Here is an 18,723-nt window from a genome sequence, read left to right on the forward strand (position 1 = left end):
CCTTTTGTCTCAGTGCATTACGGTGTCGGCATGCCGACGCCCTCACCTTGCTTAAACGTTGTCGTCGTCCACCGGCTCAGCCGCGTCGTCGCCATCGTCCAGCGGCGTGGTGTCTTCTTCCACCGCTTCCGCGCCCGGTTCCAGGCTGTCCAGCTCTTCGTCTTCCACCGGTTCGGCCACCCGCTGCAGACCGACGACATTTTCGTCTTCCGCCGTGCGGATCAGCGTCACGCCCTGGGTGTTACGACCGACCACGCTGACTTCCGAAACGCGGGTACGCACCAGCGTGCCGGCATCGGTGATCATCATGATCTGGTCGCTGGTTTCCACCTGCACCGCGCCGACCACCTGGCCGTTACGCTCGCTCACCTTGATGGAGATAACCCCCTGGGTGGCGCGTGACTTGGTCGGGTACTCGGTGACTGCAGTACGTTTACCGAAGCCGTTTTGCGTGACGGTCAGGATGTCGCCCTCGCCGCGCGGCACGATCAGTGAGATCACGCTGTCGCCTTCGCCGAGGTTGATGCCGCGCACGCCGGTCGCGGTACGGCCCATCGAACGCACCTGCGTTTCCGGGAAGCGCACGACTTTACCGTTAGCGGAGAACAGCATCACTTCGTTGCTGCCGTCGGTCAGATCGACGCCGATCAGCTCATCGCCCTCGTTGAGGTTGACGGCGATGATGCCGGCGCTGCGTGGGCGGCTGAACTCGGTCAGCGCGGTTTTCTTCACGGTACCGCTGGCGGTGGCCATGAACACGTGGCGCCCTTCTTCATACTCGCGCACCGGCAGAATGGCGGTGATACGCTCGTCGGCTTCCAGCGGCAGCAGGTTGACGATTGGGCGGCCGCGCGCGCCGCGGCTGGCTTCAGGCAGTTGGTACACCTTCATCCAGTACAGGCGGCCACGGCTGGAGAAGCACAGGATCGTATCGTGGGTATTGGCCACCAGCAGGCGATCGATAAAGTCTTCTTCTTTAATACGCGCGGCGGACTTGCCTTTGCCGCCGCGGCGCTGCGCTTCATAGTCGGACAGCGGCTGATACTTCACATAGCCCTGGTGAGACAGGGTCACCACCACGTCTTCCTGGTTGATCAGGTCTTCGATGTTGATGTCGGAAGTATTGGCGGTGATCTCGGTGCGGCGGCCGTCGTTGTACAGCTCTTTGACCGCCACCAGCTCTTCGCGGATCACTTCCATCAGGCGCTCTGGGCTTTCCAGAATAAAGATCAGCTCGGCGATAAAGTTGAGCAGCTCTTTATATTCGTCCAGCAGCTTCTCGTGCTCCAGGCCGGTCAGTTTCTGCAGGCGCAGATCCAGAATCGCCTGAGCCTGCTGCTCGGTCAGGTAGTATTTGCCGTCGCGGATGCCGAACTCCGGCTCCAGCCACTCAGGGCGAGCGGCGTCGTCACCGGCGCGTTCCAGCATGGCGCTGACGTTGCCCAGATCCCACGGCTGCGCCACCAGCGCGACTTTCGCTTCCGCCGGGGTCGGCGCACGGCGAATCAGCTCGATGATCGGGTCGATGTTGGCGAGCGCGATAGCCAGCGCTTCCAGAATATGGGCGCGGTCGCGGGCCTTGCGCAGTTCGAAGATGGTGCGGCGGGTGACCACTTCGCGGCGGTGGCGCACGAAGGCTTCGAGGATGTCTTTCAGGTTCAGCAGTTTAGGCTGCCCCTGATGCAGCGCGACCATGTTGATGCCGAAGGTGACCTGCAGTTGCGTCAGCGCATACAGGTTGTTCAGCACCACTTCGCCGACCGCGTCACGTTTGACTTCGATCACGATGCGCATGCCGTCTTTATCGGACTCGTCGCGCAGTGCGCTGATGCCTTCCACGCGTTTTTCTTTCACCAGCTCGGCGATCTTCTCGATCAGACGCGCCTTGTTCACCTGATACGGGATCTCGTGAACGATGATGGTTTCGCGCCCGGTCTTGGCGTCGGCTTCCACTTCCGCGCGCGCGCGCAGGTAGACTTTGCCGCGCCCGGTGCGGTAGGCCTCTTCAATGCCGCGGCGACCGTTGATGATCGCCGCCGTCGGGAAGTCCGGCCCCGGGATGTGTTCCATCAGCCCTTCGATGCTGATGTTTTCATCGTCGATATAGGCCAGGCAGCCGTTGACGACTTCCGCCAGGTTGTGCGGCGGAATATTGGTAGCCATGCCCACGGCGATGCCCGACGAGCCGTTGACCAGCAGGTTCGGGATCTTGGTCGGCATGACGGCCGGGATCTGCTCGGTGCCATCATAGTTAGGCACGAAGTCGACGGTTTCTTTTTCCAGATCCGCCAACAGTTCGTGAGCAATCTTGGACATGCGCACTTCGGTATAACGCATCGCCGCCGCGGAGTCGCCGTCGACGGAACCGAAGTTACCCTGACCGTCCACCAGCATGTAGCGCAGTGAAAACGGCTGAGCCATACGCACGATAGTGTCGTAAACCGCGCTGTCACCGTGCGGGTGATATTTACCGATCACGTCCCCGACGACACGGGCCGATTTCTTGTATGGTTTATTCCAGTCGTTACCCAATACGCTCATCGCGTACAGAACGCGGCGGTGAACCGGCTTCAGTCCATCACGAACATCTGGCAGGGCACGTCCGACAATAACGGACATCGCATAGTCCAGATACGAGTTTTTCAACTCGTCTTCGATGTTTACCGGTGTGATTTCTCTGGCAAGGTCGCTCATGGAGCTGCTATCCCTCTACTAATGATTCATCTGCCCGCTGCCATAGTGGCAAAGGTGTAAAACTATATCACAAAGCACGCTTTACGGGAAAATAACCGCCGCTGTTTCACGGAAATTGTGCAGATAAGTGCGCTAAAAACGCATCGGCACAGACGATGCCGCGCCGGAACATGTATAATCCGCGCAACGAGAACAAGGAGCCAGACAAGCCCATGAACGCAGAATCATCCAGCCGAGTGCAAAACGTTGACCACCAGGAAATCGCCAAGTTCGAGGCCGTCGCCTCCCGCTGGTGGGATCTGGAAGGCGAGTTCAAACCGCTGCACCGCATCAACCCGCTGCGCCTGAACTACATCATGCAGCGCGCCGGCGGCATTTTTGACAAGCAGGTGCTCGACGTGGGCTGCGGCGGCGGCATTCTGGCGGAGAGCATGGCGCGCGAAGGCGCCAAGGTAACCGGGCTGGACATGGGCGCGGAGCCGCTGCAGGTCGCCCGGCTGCACGCCCTGGAAAGCGGCATGAACGTCACCTATGTGCAGGAGACAGTGGAAAGCCACGCTCAGGCCAACCCGCAGCGCTACGACGTGGTCACCTGCATGGAGATGCTGGAGCACGTGCCGGATCCTGCCTCGGTGGTACGCGCCTGCGCCCAACTGGTGAAACCGGGCGGCCACGTGTTCTTCTCCACCATCAACCGCAACACCAAAGCCTGGCTGATGGCGGTGATCGGCGCGGAGTACGTGCTGAAGATGGTGCCGCAGGGCACCCACGATCATAAGAAGTTCATTCGCCCTTCCGAACTGATCGGCTGGGTCGACGGCACGCCGCTGCGCGAAAAACACATGATCGGCCTGCATTACAACCCGATCACCGATCATTTCAAGCTTGGGCGCAACGTTGACGTGAACTACATGGTGCACACCCAACACGAAGGTTAAACGCGGTAAACCGCGCCGGCCCTGCATTACCGGGGGGCGGCGCCATTGACGTATTCGGAAAAATACCTAATTTTTGCGACTTCGATCAAAATAGCGGTTGTAAACAGTTTTTTAGAATATTAAATCAGATCAATATGCCGTTTTTTTCTAACGTTTAATAAAGCGCCAAACGATCGGTTTTTTCAGTTTTTAAGGAAAATCTGATCTCGCTTATTGACAAGCTTGTCGCGCCAGTCACGGCGCGCACTGCGAAAGGCAAGTGACATTTCACCCCCAAGTTATCCACAAATTAGGCGGGTTTTGTTCACTTGCAAACGCCGTTTTTTCTCACTATCTTGTTACCTCACCGACATACAACCCCTATATATAGTGTTTACATACTGAGCAGAGCGACTACACTTCTGCTTAGGGGCACCATACGGACAGGTAAAACACCACATGAACCAAAGTCTGCTTGTAACTAAACGCGATGGCCGTAAAGAGCGCATCAACCTCGACAAAATCCACCGGGTCATCGATTGGGCCGCAGAAGGATTACACAACGTCTCGGTTTCTCAAGTAGAGTTGCGTTCCCACATTCAGTTTTATGACGGCATCAAAACCGCCGATATTCACGAAACCATCATCAAAGCCGCTGCCGATCTGATCTCCCGCGATGCGCCGGACTATCAGTACCTGGCCGCTCGCCTGGCGATCTTCCACCTGCGCAAAAAGGCTTACGGCCAGTTCGAACCGCCGAAGCTGCACGCTCACGTGACGCGCATGGTCGAGATGGGCAAATACGATAAACATCTGCTGGAAGACTACAGCGCTGAAGAGTTCGAGCAGATGGACTCCTTTATCGATCACTGGCGCGACATGAACTTCTCTTATGCCGCCGTCAAGCAGCTGGAAGGCAAGTATCTGGTGCAGAACCGCGTCAGCGGCGAGATCTACGAAAGCGCCCAGTTCCTGTACATGCTGGTGTCCGCTTGCCTGTTCTCCAACTACCCGCGTGAAACTCGTCTGGACTACGTCAAACGTTTCTACGACGCGATTTCCACCTTCAAGATTTCGCTGCCAACGCCGATCATGTCCGGCGTGCGCACCCCAACCCGTCAGTTCAGCTCCTGCGTGCTGATCGAGTGCGGCGACAGCCTGGACTCCATCAACGCCACCTCCAGCGCCATTGTGAAATACGTTTCGCAACGCGCCGGCATCGGCATCAACGCCGGCCGCATTCGCGCGCTGGGCAGCCCGATCCGTGGCGGGGAAGCCTTCCATACCGGCTGCATTCCGTTCTACAAACACTTCCAGACCGCCGTCAAATCCTGCTCACAGGGCGGCGTGCGCGGTGGCGCGGCAACGCTGTTCTACCCGATGTGGCACCTGGAAGTAGAAAGCCTGCTGGTGTTGAAAAACAACCGTGGCGTTGAAGGCAACCGCGTGCGTCACATGGACTACGGCGTGCAGTTGAACCGCCTGATGTACCAGCGTCTGATCAAGGGCGAAGACATCACCCTGTTCAGCCCGTCCGACGTGCCGGGGCTGTACGACGCGTTCTTCGCCGATCAGGACGAATTCGAGCGCCTGTACACCCAGTACGAGAAAGATGACAGCATTCGCCAGAAACGCGTGAAAGCGGTTGAGCTGTTCTCGCTGATGATGCAAGAACGTGCCTCTACCGGCCGTATCTACATCCAGAACGTCGACCACTGCAACACCCACAGCCCGTTCGATCCGCAGATCGCGCCGGTGCGTCAGTCCAACCTGTGCCTGGAAATCGCCCTGCCGACCAAGCCGCTGGAAGACGTCAACGATGAAAACGGCGAGATCGCGCTGTGCACCCTGTCCGCCTTCAACCTGGGCGCGATCGACAGCCTGGACGACCTGGAAGAGCTGGCGACCCTGGCGGTGCGTTCACTCGACGCTCTGCTGGATTATCAGGATTACCCGATCAAGGCTGCGCACCGTGGCGCGATGGGTCGCCGCACCCTGGGCATCGGCGTCATCAACTTCGCTTATTACCTGGCGAAGAACGGCGTACGCTATTCCGACGGCAGCGCCAACAACCTGACCCACAAAACGTTCGAAGCCATTCAGTACTACCTGCTGAAAGCCTCCAACCGTCTGGCTCAGGAACAAGGCGCTTGCCCGTGGTTCAACGAAACCACCTATTCGCAGGGCATCCTGCCGATCGACACCTACAAGAAAGACCTGGATGCGATCTGCAGCGAGCCGCTGCACTACGACTGGGAAACCCTGCGTAAAGAGATCCAGGAAACCGGCCTGCGCAACTCGACGCTGTCCGCCCTGATGCCGTCGGAAACCTCTTCGCAGATTTCCAACGCCACCAACGGCATCGAGCCGCCGCGCGGCCATATCAGCATCAAGGCGTCGAAAGACGGCATCCTGCGCCAGGTGGTGCCGGAGTATGAGCGTCTGAAAGACAACTACGAGCTGCTGTGGGAAATGCCGAGCAACGACGGCTATCTGCAGCTGGTGGGGCTGATGCAGAAATTCATCGACCAGTCGATTTCGGCCAACACCAACTACGATCCTACCCGCTTCCCGGGCGGCAAGGTGCCGATGAAGCAGTTGCTGAAAGACCTGCTCACCACCTACAAGTTCGGCGTGAAAACGCTGTACTACCAAAACACCCGCGACGGCGCGGAAGACGCCCAGGAAGATTTGCAGCCTGCCAAGGCCGGCGATGACGACTGCGAAAGCGGCGCCTGCAAGATCTAAAGTTTGACCTAGCGGGCCGGAATTTTCCGGCCCCTTCATTTAGCCACGTTACGATGGATTCAGGCTTATGGCTTACACCACTTTTTCTCAGACCAAAAACGACCAGCTGCAAGAGCCGATGTTCTTCGGCCAGTCGGTAAACGTTGCGCGTTTCGACCAGCAAAAGCATGAAATCTTCGAAAAGCTGATCGAAAAACAGCTCTCCTTCTTCTGGCGCCCGGAAGAAGTTGACGTCTCCCGCGATCGCATCGATTATCAGGCGCTGCCGGAGCACGAGAAGCACATCTTCATCAGCAACCTGAAGTATCAGACGCTGCTGGACTCCATCCAGGGCCGCAGCCCGAACGTCGCCCTGCTGCCGCTGATCTCGATCCCTGAGCTGGAAACCTGGGTGGAAACCTGGTCGTTCTCCGAGACCATCCACTCCCGTTCCTACACCCACATCATCCGCAACATCGTCAACGATCCGGCGCTGGTGTTCGACGACATCGTCACCAACGAAGAGATCAAGAAGCGCGCGAAAGACATTTCCGGCTACTACGACGATCTGATCGAGATGACCAGCTACTATCACCTGCTGGGTGAAGGCACCCACCAGGTGAACGGTAAAACCGTCACCGTCAATCTGCGTGCGCTGAAGAAGCAGCTGTACCTGTGCCTGATGAGCGTGAACGCGCTGGAAGCGATCCGTTTCTACGTCAGCTTTGCCTGCTCCTTCGCGTTCGCCGAGCGCGAATTGATGGAAGGCAACGCCAAGATCATCAAGCTGATCGCCCGCGACGAAGCGCTGCACCTGACCGGCACCCAGCACATGCTGAACCTGATGCGTTCAGGCGCCGACGATCCTGAAATGGCGGAGATCGCCGAGGAGTGCCAGCAAGAGTGCTACGATCTGTTCGTGCTGGCCGCCCAGCAGGAGAAAGAGTGGGCGGAATACCTGTTCCGCGACGGCTCGATGATTGGCCTGAACAAAGACATCCTGTGCCAGTATGTGGAATACATCACCAATATCCGCATGCAGGCGGTCGGCCTTGGTCTGCCGTTCGAAACCCGCTCCAACCCGATCCCATGGATCAATGCCTGGCTTGTGTCCGACAACGTGCAGGTAGCGCCGCAGGAAGTGGAAGTGAGCTCCTACCTGGTTGGCCAGATCGACTCGGAGATCAACGCCGACGACCTGAGCGACTTCGAACTGTAAGCGATGGCGACGCCAATCGTAACGCTGCGCGCCGCCGGCACGCAGCTCTCCTGCCCCAACAGTGAAAACTGTCTGCTCGACGTGCTGGAACTGCACGACGTGCAGGTGGAGTATCAGTGCCGATCCGGCTATTGCGGTGCCTGCCGCCTGAAGCTGGTGAAAGGTGAAGTGACCTACCGCCAGCAGCCGCTGGCGTTTATCAACGCCGGCGAGATCCTGCCCTGCTGCTGCATGCCGCTGACGGATATCGAGCTGGAAATGTAAAGTCGGGTGCCGGAAACCGCGCCTGGAGACCAGAAGGCGGGGTTACCCCCGCCCTAGGATTACCGCTTCACCTCACACGCCAACCTGATCAGGATAGTGATATTTTCCTGGTAGATTTTTAGCTCGCACAGCGAGTCTCTTATCATCCAGATAAATAACAAAACCGTAATACATACAACGGTTAGCGAGTGAAACACATGCCTTAAGCGCATGCTTGCCTCCTTGCTGTGAAGGGGCTACCATACCGGTGTCTAGGCGGTATGTGCAGCCCCATTCTGATTGAGAGTCAGTCTGGGGCTTTCATCTATCCGCCTTGTCACACAATGCCCAAGACGAACAGTCTCAAGCACCCGTCAAGAGAGTAACAGCATTCCCTCACCGCGAATATCCCCTATAAAATTATGATTAATCAGGGATATATAACTATCCTCACAGTATTTCGCTTAGCGCCCCTTTCCCGCCGATGTGGAAAAATAACGCGCCGGGGGATCGCCGAAGGCTTTACGAAACATGGCGATAAAATTACTCGGCGAGGCATACCCCAGCGCCTCCGCGATCTGCAGCACCGTCTCGCCTTCGGCCAGCTTCGCTAACGCATACGACAACCGGGCCTGCTGGCGCCACTGGGCAAAACTCAACCCCGTCTCGCCGATCATCAACCGCCGCAGGGTACGCGGCGACATCGCCCCCCATTCAGCCCACGCCTCCAGCGAACGCTCGCTCCCCGGCTGCGCCAGCAAGGCCTGCAGAACGCCGGCCAGGCGCGGATGGGACGACATCGGCAAATACAGCGGCTCCGTCGGCGCCAGCCGTATCTCGTCACGCATCACCTGCGCCATACGCTCCTGCTCCAGGGTAAGCGCGCTGCGTTTTTCCCAGCCTTCCGCACGCTGAGCCAGCGCCTGCAGCACGGCGCTGATGCCGATAACGCAAGGTGTATTCGACAGATCGTGGCAGGCCTCCGGCGCCAGCAGCAAACTCCAGCCGCTCAGTGCGCCGCAGACCTGCACCCGGTGCTCCGTCGCCGGCGGGATCCAACCCGCCCGCTGAGGCGGTAGCACCCAATCGCCCTGCGCCGTGCTTACATGCAGCAAACCGCTTTCGACGCACAGCAACTGCCCGCGCACATGCTGATGCCAGTCGTATTCGCGCGTGCCCAACCGATACTCACGCCCTGCCGCGTCGCGGCCGCCAAGGGCGATCAGCCAGGGGCCCCCCGACCATTCGCTGCAGTCAGCGTCGGGGGCATGAAGGTTCGCATTCATATTGGCCACTAATCACTATTTTTAGTCCAGATACCGTTATACCAACCTTTTCCTGCGCCGACATAATGAAATGCTTCCGGCCGCGACCGTCTGCGGCCACTGACTCACGAGGGAACATGATGACAACACTCAGCATTGGCATTATCGGCGCCGGGCCCGGCGGCCTGTGTCTGGCTCAGGGACTGCGCCGCTTCGGCATCCACGCCACGGTGTTTGAACGCGACACCACGCCGCAAGCGCGCGATCAGGGCTACCGGCTGCGCATCGATCCGTCGGGCCAGCAGGCGCTGGCTGCCTGCCTGCCGCCGGCGCACTACCGCTTGCTCTGCGCCGGCAGCGCGCAAAACAGCGGCGAGAGCAATCTATGGGATCCGCAGCTTGCCCCGCTCACCGGCCGGCGTCCCGAGCACTGGTTGCCCTCCAGCCCGCGCCAAACGCAAGAACCGGGCGGCGATCTCGGCATTCATCGCCAAACGCTGCGCGAGATCCTGCTTGCCGGCCTGCAAGACCGGGTGCGTTTCGGCCATACCTTGCGTGAATTTGCACAAACGCCGCAGGGCGTGGAACTTCAGTTCGCCAACGGCGAACACGTGCGGGTCGATGTGCTGATCGCCGCCGACGGCGTCAACTCGCTGGTGCGGCGCCGCTGCCTGCCCGAGGCGGGGCCAGAAGACAGTGGCGCCGTCACTCTTTACGGCAAAACGCCGCTCGATGCCGCGACCCGGGCCCAATTGGCCCCTGAGCTGCTGAACGGCGTATCGGTGATCTTCGCCGACGGCATGTCGCTGGTGATTGAACCGATGCGCTTTCAGGCTCCCATGGCGCATCTGGCGGCCGACTACGCGCCCGATTGCCGCCTCTCGCCGGTCGACGACTATCTCTATTGGGCCTGCATCGGATCGGCTGAACGGCTCGGCGGGCCGGTACGGGAGGAGGGAAGCACCGCGTTGCGGGCGCGCGTACGGCATATCTCGCAGGGATGGGCGCCCGCCTTGCAAACGGTGTTAGCGTTGGCGGATCCCCTGTCGCTCAGCGTGCGGACGGTGCAGGTTACGGCGGCGATGCCGGAATGGCACAGCGAACGCATCGCCTTTCTCGGCGACGCCGTGCACGCCATGAGCCCGGCGGGTGGGCTCGGCGCCAACACCGCATTGGCGGACGCCGCCAGCCTGGCGGCGCATCTGGCGCACTCAGACAACGCCGCGCAGGCACTCAGGAACTACGGTACAGAACTGCAAACGCGAGGCGCGGCGGCAATACGTCTTTCACGCCTGGCGTCCGAACGGCTGATGCAGCGCGATGAGGCCGACAAGACGGGAGACTCAGCAACGCCGATGCCCGTCACTCGATAATGTCCACCACTTCCAGCCAGGCGTTTTTACCGCACGCCTGGCTCCCATTCAGCCAGCGGCGCAGCATATCCAACGCCAGCATCGCCACCGACTCCTGACGCAACCGCAGACCGTGGCGCGACGCGCGATAACGCACGGTCTGGCCAATGCCGCCGTGCGGCGTGTGCAGCGCAATGCTCACCTGCTCATCGCGCATGGCGCTGACCGCCAACGCCAACGGCGCGCCGGTCAATTCCGCCAGCGAGCGGGCGCGCGCCAGCGTCGTTTCCAGCGTTTCGATGCAGTGTGCCGGCAGCAGCTCGCCACCCGCCAGCGGCGCCCCTTCGCTCTGCAACTGCAGATTGATCAAACCGCCACTGAACTGCTCGCTCAACGCCAGCTTCAGCCCTTGCTGATTCAGGCGCTGCGTCAGCGTCGCCGGCAACCCGTCGGTGCCTTCAAAAATGCAGTTGTCCCCCGCCACTTCGCGCACGCGTCGCCAGGCCAGCTCCATTTCCGCACGCCGGCTTTCCGGCCCGGTCAGCTTCAGTTCGATGATCGGGCTGGAGGAACGGTAACCCAACACCACATCCGGCGGCAGCGGCATGCCGTCCAGCTCGGCGGCCAGATCGCTCTCGGAGGTGCCGAATGTCGTCAGGCGCAGGCACAGCGGCGGCGCCGGCAAGGTGAAGCGCTGGCGCAGACGCGGTACGATCTGCTGTTCGACCATCACTTTGAATTCCGACGGCACGCCGGGGGTGAAGAACATCAGGCATTGGTTCAGCTGCAATGCGAACCCGCAGGCGGTGCCCACCGGGTTATCCAACATTTCCGCGTTGGCCGGGATCTGCGCCTGCTTGCGATTGGAAGGGGCCATCGGCCGCCCGCGCTCGGCGAAATAGGCTTCCATGCGCGCCAACCAGTCAGCCCGTTCGACCAGCTCTACGCCGCTGGCTTTCGCGGCGGCCAGCGCGCTGAGATCGTCGCTGGTCGGCCCCAGGCCGCCGTTGACGATCAGCACATCGGCGATATGGCTGCGTTCCTGCAGGATCTCGATCAACGCAGAGAGGCTGTCCCCGACCGTTTCACGCCCGCTCATCGGCACGCCCTGCTGGAACAGGTAGTCCGCCAGCCAGGCGGCGTTGGTATCAATAATTTGCCCGTGCAGCACCTCATCGCCGGTGCTGAGCATCTCCACCCTTAACATTGATCTCTCCCACATTTTTTGGTCATTCCACTATAGAAGCCCGTAAATAACTTTTCACTAGCCGCCTTCGGATAATTTCAGCCATGGGTCCGTTTCTCATGTGCCATGCCGGCCGCCGCAATGTAAATATTTATTTACATCATGCGTAACGTCGGTTTGACACAAATTAGGGCTTCCACTATCCTGCCATCCTCATAAATCGTTACCTATAATTTTCAAAATCTTTCGGCTGGTAGAGAAAAAACGTGAAGAATCGCACTCTTGGCAGTGTTTTTATCGTGGCGGGCACCACCATTGGCGCCGGGATGCTGGCGATGCCGCTGGCAGCGGCCGGCGTCGGCTTCGGCGTCACGCTGGCCTTACTGGTCGGGCTGTGGCTGTTGATGTGTTACACCGCGCTGCTGCTGGTGGAGGTTTACCAGCATGAGCAGGCGGATACCGGTCTGGGCACGCTCGCCAAACGTTATCTCGGCGGCGGCGGCCAGTGGCTGACCAGCTTTAGCATGATGTTCCTGATGTACGCCCTCACCGCCGCCTATATCAGCGGCGCCGGCGAACTGCTCGCCACCAGCATCAGCCAATGGACATCGCAGGACTTCCCGGTGTCGCTCGGCGTCCTGCTGTTCACCCTGGTGGCCGGCGGCGTGGTGTGCATCGGCACCCACTCGGTCGACTTGTTCAACCGCATCCTGTTCAGCGCCAAAGTGGTATTTCTGGTGGTGATGCTCGGCCTGATGTTGCCGAATATCCACCAAACCAATCTGATGACATTGCCGCTGGAGCAAGGCCTGGCGCTGTCGGCCATTCCGGTGATCTTCACTTCTTTCGGCTTCCACGGCAGCGTGCCGAGCATCGTCAACTACATGGGCGGCAACATTCGCAAACTGCGCTGGGTATTTATCATCGGCAGCGCCATCCCGCTGATGGCCTATATCTTCTGGCAGCTGGCGACGCTGGGCAGCATCAGCTCCGACACCTTCGTCGGCATTCTGGCGCAGCAGGCCGGGCTGAACGGCCTGTTGCAGGCGGTGCGCGACGCGGTGGCTTCGCCGCACGTTGAACTGGCGGTGCACCTGTTCGCCGATCTGGCGCTGGCGACCTCGTTCCTCGGCGTGGCGCTCGGGCTGTTCGATTTCCTGGCCGACCTGTTCAAGCGGCAAGATAACGTGCGCGGCCGCCTGCAAACCGGCGCCATCACCTTCCTGCCGCCGCTGGCCTTCGCGCTGTTCTACCCGCGCGGCTTCGTGCTGGCGCTGGGATTCGCCGCCATCGCTTTGTCGGTGTTGGCGCTGCTGTTGCCTTCACTGCTGGTGTGGAAAACCCGCCAAAAGCATCAGGCGCAGTATCGCGTCTGGGGCGGTACGCCAGCGCTGGCGTTGGTGTTTGTCTGCGGGGTGACGGTGATCGCCATCCAACTGGGCATCGCCAGCGGCATGCTGCCGGCGGTCGGGTAAGCGACGAAAGACAAGAAATGATAAAGAGAAAGGGGCCGCAATGGCCCCTTTTTGCTGATCGTCAGAAGCTCAGGCCCACGCCGACATAAGGGCCATCGGCCAGCGTATTGTCGCGACGCCCGTCTTTGCCTTCCATTTGCATGTAACGGTAGCCCACGTCCACGCTCAGCGGACGGAACTTCCAGCGCAGGCCGCCGCTGGCTTCGTTATAGGCCTTCACGCCGCTGGTGAAAGACTCAGGGGCAAAGTACCCTTCGCCGTGCAGGCTGAAGTAACGGTTAATTTCCCACTCCAGGCCGCCGCCCAGCGCCACCGCCCCGCCGCTCTTCCCGTCTTTCGGGCTGAGGTACAGCGCTTTGGCGCCCACGGTCGCCGTCAACGGCCCCAGCGGCACGCCGAAGTTCAACCCCACGCTGCCGACGTTGCCGTCGTGGTCGCTGCGCGCCCAGTTGCCGGTCAGGCCAAGACCTGAAGAGCCGGTGCTCATGCCGACGCCCAGGTTGGTGTAGTGTTGCCCGGCTTCGCCCGACACGCTGATGGCGTTCGCCGCGCCGGTCACCAACAGCAATCCTGCCGCGCACGCGACCCAAGTCTTTTTCATCATCTTTCCCTCTGGTTTGTCATCCGTACCGAATGATCGAATCAACGCATAATAATAACGTCACGAGTCTATACCAAAGCGCAATGAGTATTTAAGGGATAAAAGCGAAAAAATTCTTCAATAATCAAATAAATGTAAAAATTTGCAAACAAAAATCCATATTCGTCAAGGCGATGCCAACGATAACCGAGACCTATTTGCCGTCGCTCGGCAATAGGGCTACAACTAGTAGTGGCTTTGACCAAGGTCAGGGGAAGAAGCCCCGCCAAAGGACTATGCTGATGAACGCTTAAACCGCCCGAGTCTTTACTTAACTGCACTACGATAAGGAGCAAGTGATGAGCAAGAAAGGACTGACCACCGCAGCCGGCGCCCCGGTTGTCGATAACAATAACGTGATCACCGCGGGCAAACGCGGCCCGATGCTGTTGCAGGACGTGTGGTTCCTGGAAAAACTGGCCCACTTCGACCGTGAAGTCATCCCCGAGCGTCGCATGCACGCCAAGGGATCCGGCGCCTACGGCACCTTTACCGTCACCCACGACATCACCCGCTACACCCGCGCCAAGATCTTCTCCGAAATCGGTAAGCAGACCGACATGTTTATCCGCTTCTCCACCGTCGCCGGTGAACGCGGCGCCGCCGACGCCGAACGCGACATTCGCGGCTTCGCCATGAAGTTCTATACCGAAGAAGGCAACTGGGATCTGGTGGGTAACGATACGCCGGTGTTCTATCTGCGCGATCCGCTGAAATTCCCCGATCTCAACCACGTGGTGAAACGCGATCCGCATACCAACCTGCGCAATCCGGTCTACAAATGGGACTTTTTCTCCCACCTGCCGGAATCACTGCACCAGCTGACCATCGACTTCAGCGATCGCGGCATTCCGAAGTCCTACCGCCACATGCACGGCTTCGGCAGCCACACCTTCAGCTTTATCAATGCCGCCAACGAACGTTTCTGGGTGAAATTCCACTTCCGCTGCGAACAGGGCATTGAAAACCTGATGGATGAAGAGGCGGAAGCGATCATCGCCAAGGATCGCGAAAGCTCACAGCGCGATTTGTTCGAGGCGATCAAACGCGGCGACTTCCCGCGCTGGAAGCTGCAAATTCAGATCATGCCGGAACACGAGGCCTCTCAGACGCCATATAACCCATTCGATCTGACCAAGGTATGGCCGCACGGCGACTACCCGCTGATCGACGTCGGTTATTTCGAGTTGAACCGCAATCCCGACAACTACTTCTCCGAAGTCGAACAGGTGGCGATGAACCCCGCCAATGTGGTGCCGGGCATCAGTTTCTCGCCGGATAAAATGCTGCAGGGCCGTCTGTTCTCCTATGGCGATGCGCACCGCTACCGCTTGGGCGTCAACCATCACCAGATCCCGGTGAACGGCGCCAAATGCCCGTTCCACAACTATCATCGCGACGGTGCGATGCGCGTGGACGGCAACAGCGGCAACGGCGCAACCTACGAACCGAACAGCTTCGGCCTGTTCCAGGAGCAGCCGGACTTCAGCGAGCCGCCGCTGAGCATTGAGGGCGCGGCCGATCACTGGAACCATCGTGAAGACGACGATTACTACAGCCAGCCGCGCGCGCTGTTCAACCTGCTGAGCGCCGAAGAGCACCAGCGCATGTTCACCCGCATCGCCGGCGAACTGTCGCAGGTGCCGGAACAGATCCAGCGCCGTCAGGTCGAGCTGTTCACCAAGGTGCATCCGGACTACGGCGCCGGCGTCGCCAAGGCGTTGGGGCTGAAATAACCCTCTGTTGCCATCCACTCAGCCGCCCTTTCGGGCGGCTTTTTTTATGCCGGACGCAGGCGCTCCGCCACCCACTGCTGCAACTGGCGGCGCGAAATCTTGATGCCGCCGTTTTTCAGCTCGTCAGGCAGCGGAAGTAATGCCGTCGGGCGTTGGAAATTGGCCAGCTGGTCCTGCGACCAGGCGAGCAGCGCACTCAACGACAGCGCCGGATCGCCGTCGATCACCGCCACCGGCCGCTGGCCGAACTCGGCGTCCGCCACCGGCACTACAAACGCCTGCGTGATCTGTGGATGCGCCGCCAGCACGCGTTCGATATCTTCCGGCTGCACCCCTTCGCCGCCGCTGAAAAACAGGTTGTCCAGCCGGCCGAGAATTCGCAGTTCCCCCTCGATCATCGCGCCGCGATCGCGGGTCGGGAACCAGCCCTGCTCATCGGCCAACGGCTGCAGATGGCCATGACGCCAGTAGCCAATCGCCAGGCTGTCGGCGCGGATCCAGACCTCTTCATCCACCAGTTTTACCTCGCGGCCGCCGAGCGGCAGGCCGACGCCCGGCCGCGCATCGGCGCGCTTGGCGCACACCGTGGAGGCCAGTTCGGTCAGCCCGTAGCCGCACCAGCAGCGGATCCCCGCCGCCTCCGCCCGTTCGGTCAGCTCCACCGGTATCATCGCGCCGCCGAGCAGCACCGCCTTCAGCGTCATGCCCGCCAGCGGTTGCGCCAGCAGCCGCCACAGCTGCGTCGGCACCAACGAGGCATGCGTGCATCCCGCCAACGCCTCGTTCAGCGGGTGCATCTCGCGCACCGCCAATCGGGCGCCCGCCGCCAACCAGCGCCAGACGATGCCCTGGCCGGAGACGTGAAACAGCGGCAGTGACAACAGCCAGCAATCCTCGCGTTGAAAATCCATCAACCGCAACACCCCGGCGGCGCTGGCCAGATGATTGGCGTAGCTGTGCGCCGCCGCCTTCGGCATGCCGCTGGAACCCGAGGTCAACGTCAGCGTCGCCAGACGCTGCGCCTCCCACGCAGGCAGGTTCGGCCAACGCGGCTCGGTCGAGGGCGGGGTCAATCGAATCACCTCTTCCGGCAGCGCCGGCAACGAGTCCGGGCCGAAGACAAAGGTCATATCCAATTCCGGCAACAGCTGCGCCAGCAGCGGCGTCGGCAAGGCGGGATTGAGCGGCAACAGGCGTGCGCCGCACTGCAACAGCGCCAGATAGGCCAGCAGCAGTGGATAGCTGTTTTTACCGCACAGCGCCACGCCGCAGCCCGGTTCAACGCCCTGATGCTGGAAATCCGCCGCCAGCTCATCCACCTGGCTCTGCAACGCCAGCCAGCTCAGCGGTTGTTCGCCGAGCATCAGCGCCGTCGCCTGCGGCTGAGTGCGCGCCCAGTGTCGCCACGGCCAATCGTTCAACGGCGCCATAGGCACTCCAGCGCCGAGACATCCAGCAGCGGCAACGCGCTGCCCGGCCACGGGCGCAGCACCTGCGCCTGCATCAACCCCAGCGTGTCCAGGCCCGGCACGGTGTCCGGCGTCAGCCAATGGGCGATGCGCGCCAGTTGGGTCAACCCCAGGCTGGATTCGAGGCTGGAACTGATCACCGCCGTCAGCCCCGCCGCGTGCGCCTGCGCCACCAGCGTCTGGCAACGCGCCAGGCTGCCGACCAGCGTCGGCTTGATCACGATGGCCGCCACGCCCGGCTCGGCCTGCACCACAAAGTCCGCCTCCCGCACGCTCTCATCCCAGGCGATGGCGATGCCGGTCGCCCGGGCGAAGTCGCGCGATTCATCACGGGTCTTGCAGGGCTCTTCCAGGAAGGCTATGCGATCGCGCCACGCCGGGTTGACATATTTGGCGAAGCCGTCGGCTTTGGCGCGGGTCCAACTGCGGTTGGCGTCCAGCCGCAGCCGCAGATCCGGCAGCGCCTCCAGCAGCACGTTGACGATCATGCCGTCGCGCACCGCCTCATACAGCCCTACTTTCACCTTGGCGACTTTCTCGCCCGGCAAAGCGCTCAATGTCTCGAACAGCTCGTCCGGATCGCCGGTGCACAGCGGCGCCTTGCGGAAATCCGCCTGCATCGGCAAGCGCAGCTCCAGCTCGGCCTGCGCACAGCTGAGCCCAAAGGCCACCGAGGGCAGCGCGCTGTCATCCGGTTCGTTGCCCGCCAACCAGGCCTGCAGCCACGCCAGCGCGGCCTGTTCGGCCTGCGCCAACGTTTCCCGGCTGAATTCCGGCAGCGGCGCGATCTCGCCCCAGCCTTCACGCTCGCCCTGACGCAGCTGCACCACCCATCCGTCACGCGTTTTCAACCGTTGATTGCGCAGCACCACGCCCGCCTCCATCGGCAGGCTGTAACGGTATAGCGCCGCGCTGCGGTTTGCTCCGCTCATTACGGGTTACGCTTGAATTTGCTGAAGTCCGGTTGGCGCTTCTCGTTGAACGCGTTGCGCCCTTCCTGCCCTTCGTCGGTCATGTAGAACAGCATGGTGGCGTTGCCCGCCAGCTCCTGCAAACCGGCCTGGCCGTCGCAGTCGGCATTCAGCGCCGCCTTCAGGCAGCGCAGCGCCATCGGGCTGTTCTGCAGCATTTCGCGGCACCAGCGCACCGTCTCTTTTTCCAGATCGGCCAGCGGCACCACGGTATTGACCAGGCCCATGTCCAGCGCGGCGGCGGCGTCGTACTGGCGGCACAGGAACCAGATTTCGCGCGCCTTCTTCTGGCCGACGATGCGCGCCATGTAAGACGCGCCCCAGCCGCCGTCGAACGAGCCCACTTTCGGGCCGGTCTGGCCGAAGATGGCGTTATCCGCCGCGATGGTCAGATCGCACATCATGTGCAGCACGTGGCCGCCGCCGATCGAATAGCCGGCCACCATCGCCACCACCGGTTTCGGGCAGGTGCGGATCTGGCGTTGGAAGTCCAGCACGTTGAGGTGGTGTACGCCGCTGTCGTCGCGATAGCCGCCGTAGTCGCCGCGCACTTTCTGATCGCCGCCGGAGCAGAAGGCCTTATCGCCGGCGCCAGTCAGAATAATGACGCCGATGCCGTCGTCGTAACGGGCGTTGGCCAGCGCGTCGATCATCTCTTTGACCGTTTGCGGACGAAACGCGTTGCGCACCTGCGGCCGGTTGATGGTGATTTTGGCGATGCCGTCAGCGGACTTGTGATACAGAATGTCTTCGAAATCGCCGGTGCAATCCTGCCAGGCGATGGCGGCATACAGGTGTTCTTCATTCGGATAAAGCATGTTCGGTTCCT

General features: G+C 60.9%; 15 protein-coding genes. 7 read left to right on the plus strand and 8 right to left on the minus strand.

The features are described from left to right. Nucleotides 1–51 precede the first annotated feature (51 nt). A complete protein-coding gene (gyrA, locus tag J0F90_RS16635; protein ID WP_028127742.1) occupies nucleotides 52–2,694 on the minus strand; it encodes a DNA topoisomerase (ATP-hydrolyzing) subunit A in 2,643 nt (880 codons plus the stop codon). 212 nt (nucleotides 2,695–2,906) lie between these two features. On the opposite strand from gyrA, the gene ubiG reads away from it, so the two are divergent. From ubiG to yfaE, 4 genes are all read left to right on the plus strand, one after another. After that, complete coding sequence (gene ubiG, locus J0F90_RS16640; RefSeq protein ID WP_033641383.1) at nucleotides 2,907–3,632, plus strand: bifunctional 2-polyprenyl-6-hydroxyphenol methylase/3-demethylubiquinol 3-O-methyltransferase UbiG; 726 nt, start codon at nucleotides 2,907–2,909, stop codon at nucleotides 3,630–3,632. A gap of 438 nt (nucleotides 3,633–4,070) precedes the next feature. Next, nucleotides 4,071–6,359 (plus strand): class 1a ribonucleoside-diphosphate reductase subunit alpha, encoded by a 2,289-nt coding sequence (gene nrdA, locus J0F90_RS16645; RefSeq protein ID WP_033632525.1) that lies wholly within the window; start codon nucleotides 4,071–4,073, stop codon nucleotides 6,357–6,359. A 67-nt stretch (nucleotides 6,360–6,426) separates the two neighbouring features. Beyond that, nucleotides 6,427–7,557 carry a class Ia ribonucleoside-diphosphate reductase subunit beta gene (gene nrdB / locus J0F90_RS16650; RefSeq protein WP_004935915.1) on the plus strand — a complete coding sequence of 377 codons (1,131 nt, stop codon included), beginning with the start codon at nucleotides 6,427–6,429 and terminating at the stop codon, nucleotides 7,555–7,557. 3 nt (nucleotides 7,558–7,560) lie between these two features. Beyond that, the gene (gene yfaE / locus J0F90_RS16655; protein WP_025303642.1) at nucleotides 7,561–7,821 is read left to right on the plus strand and encodes a class I ribonucleotide reductase maintenance protein YfaE; all 261 of its coding nucleotides are present in this window, start codon (nucleotides 7,561–7,563) and stop codon (nucleotides 7,819–7,821) included. 59 nt (nucleotides 7,822–7,880) lie between these two features. Here the strand turns inward: yfaE and J0F90_RS24840 are convergent, their stop codons facing one another. Next, nucleotides 7,881–8,033: a Hok/Gef family protein gene (locus tag J0F90_RS24840; protein WP_004935921.1), complete on the minus strand. Its 153-nt coding sequence runs from the start codon at nucleotides 8,031–8,033 to the stop codon at nucleotides 7,881–7,883. A gap of 231 nt (nucleotides 8,034–8,264) precedes the next feature. Further along, nucleotides 8,265–9,086: an AraC family transcriptional regulator gene (locus tag J0F90_RS16665; protein WP_033639802.1), complete on the minus strand. Its 822-nt coding sequence runs from the start codon at nucleotides 9,084–9,086 to the stop codon at nucleotides 8,265–8,267. Nucleotides 9,087–9,202: 116 nt separating this feature from the next. On the opposite strand from J0F90_RS16665, the gene J0F90_RS16670 reads away from it, so the two are divergent. Further along, on the plus strand, nucleotides 9,203–10,438 hold the full coding sequence (locus J0F90_RS16670; protein WP_227944592.1) for an FAD-dependent oxidoreductase: 1,236 nt from the start codon (nucleotides 9,203–9,205) through the stop codon (nucleotides 10,436–10,438). Here J0F90_RS16670 and J0F90_RS16675 read toward each other — a convergent pair. Further along, nucleotides 10,428–11,624, minus strand: a complete 1,197-nt coding sequence (locus J0F90_RS16675) for a nicotinamide mononucleotide deamidase-related protein YfaY (RefSeq protein WP_033639800.1) — start codon at nucleotides 11,622–11,624, stop codon at nucleotides 10,428–10,430. The two genes, J0F90_RS16670 and J0F90_RS16675, sit on opposite strands and share 11 nt — an antisense overlap. 245 nt (nucleotides 11,625–11,869) lie before the next feature. On the opposite strand from J0F90_RS16675, the gene tyrP reads away from it, so the two are divergent. Beyond that, a complete protein-coding gene (gene tyrP, locus J0F90_RS16680) occupies nucleotides 11,870–13,078 on the plus strand; it encodes a tyrosine transporter TyrP (RefSeq protein WP_015378562.1) in 1,209 nt (402 codons plus the stop codon). A gap of 61 nt (nucleotides 13,079–13,139) precedes the next feature. On the opposite strand, the gene J0F90_RS16685 is transcribed toward tyrP, so the two are convergent. Then, nucleotides 13,140–13,679, minus strand: coding sequence for a YfaZ family outer membrane protein (locus tag J0F90_RS16685; RefSeq protein ID WP_004935943.1), 540 nt, complete (start codon nucleotides 13,677–13,679; stop codon nucleotides 13,140–13,142). A 338-nt stretch (nucleotides 13,680–14,017) separates the two neighbouring features. On the opposite strand from J0F90_RS16685, the gene katA reads away from it, so the two are divergent. After that, entirely contained in the window at nucleotides 14,018–15,454 is a 1,437-nt protein-coding gene (gene katA, locus J0F90_RS16690) for a catalase KatA (protein ID WP_015378563.1), read from the plus strand. Between the two features lie 44 nt (nucleotides 15,455–15,498). On the opposite strand, the gene menE is transcribed toward katA, so the two are convergent. From menE to menB, 3 genes are read right to left on the minus strand one after another with little or no spacing between them, the layout of a single operon-like run. Next, on the minus strand, nucleotides 15,499–16,884 hold the full coding sequence (gene menE, locus J0F90_RS16695; RefSeq protein WP_033639799.1) for an o-succinylbenzoate--CoA ligase: 1,386 nt from the start codon (nucleotides 16,882–16,884) through the stop codon (nucleotides 15,499–15,501). Next, nucleotides 16,872–17,855, minus strand: a complete 984-nt coding sequence (gene menC / locus J0F90_RS16700; protein WP_033639798.1) for an o-succinylbenzoate synthase — start codon at nucleotides 17,853–17,855, stop codon at nucleotides 16,872–16,874. Before menC ends, menE begins: the two co-directional genes overlap by 13 nt. After that, entirely contained in the window at nucleotides 17,855–18,712 is an 858-nt protein-coding gene (gene menB, locus J0F90_RS16705; protein WP_033639797.1) for a 1,4-dihydroxy-2-naphthoyl-CoA synthase, read from the minus strand. Before menB ends, menC begins: the two co-directional genes overlap by 1 nt. Nucleotides 18,713–18,723 lie beyond the last annotated feature (11 nt).

Source organism: Serratia marcescens subsp. marcescens ATCC 13880 (assembly GCF_017299535.1).
GTDB classification, from domain to species: Bacteria; Pseudomonadota; Gammaproteobacteria; order Enterobacterales; family Enterobacteriaceae; genus Serratia; species Serratia marcescens.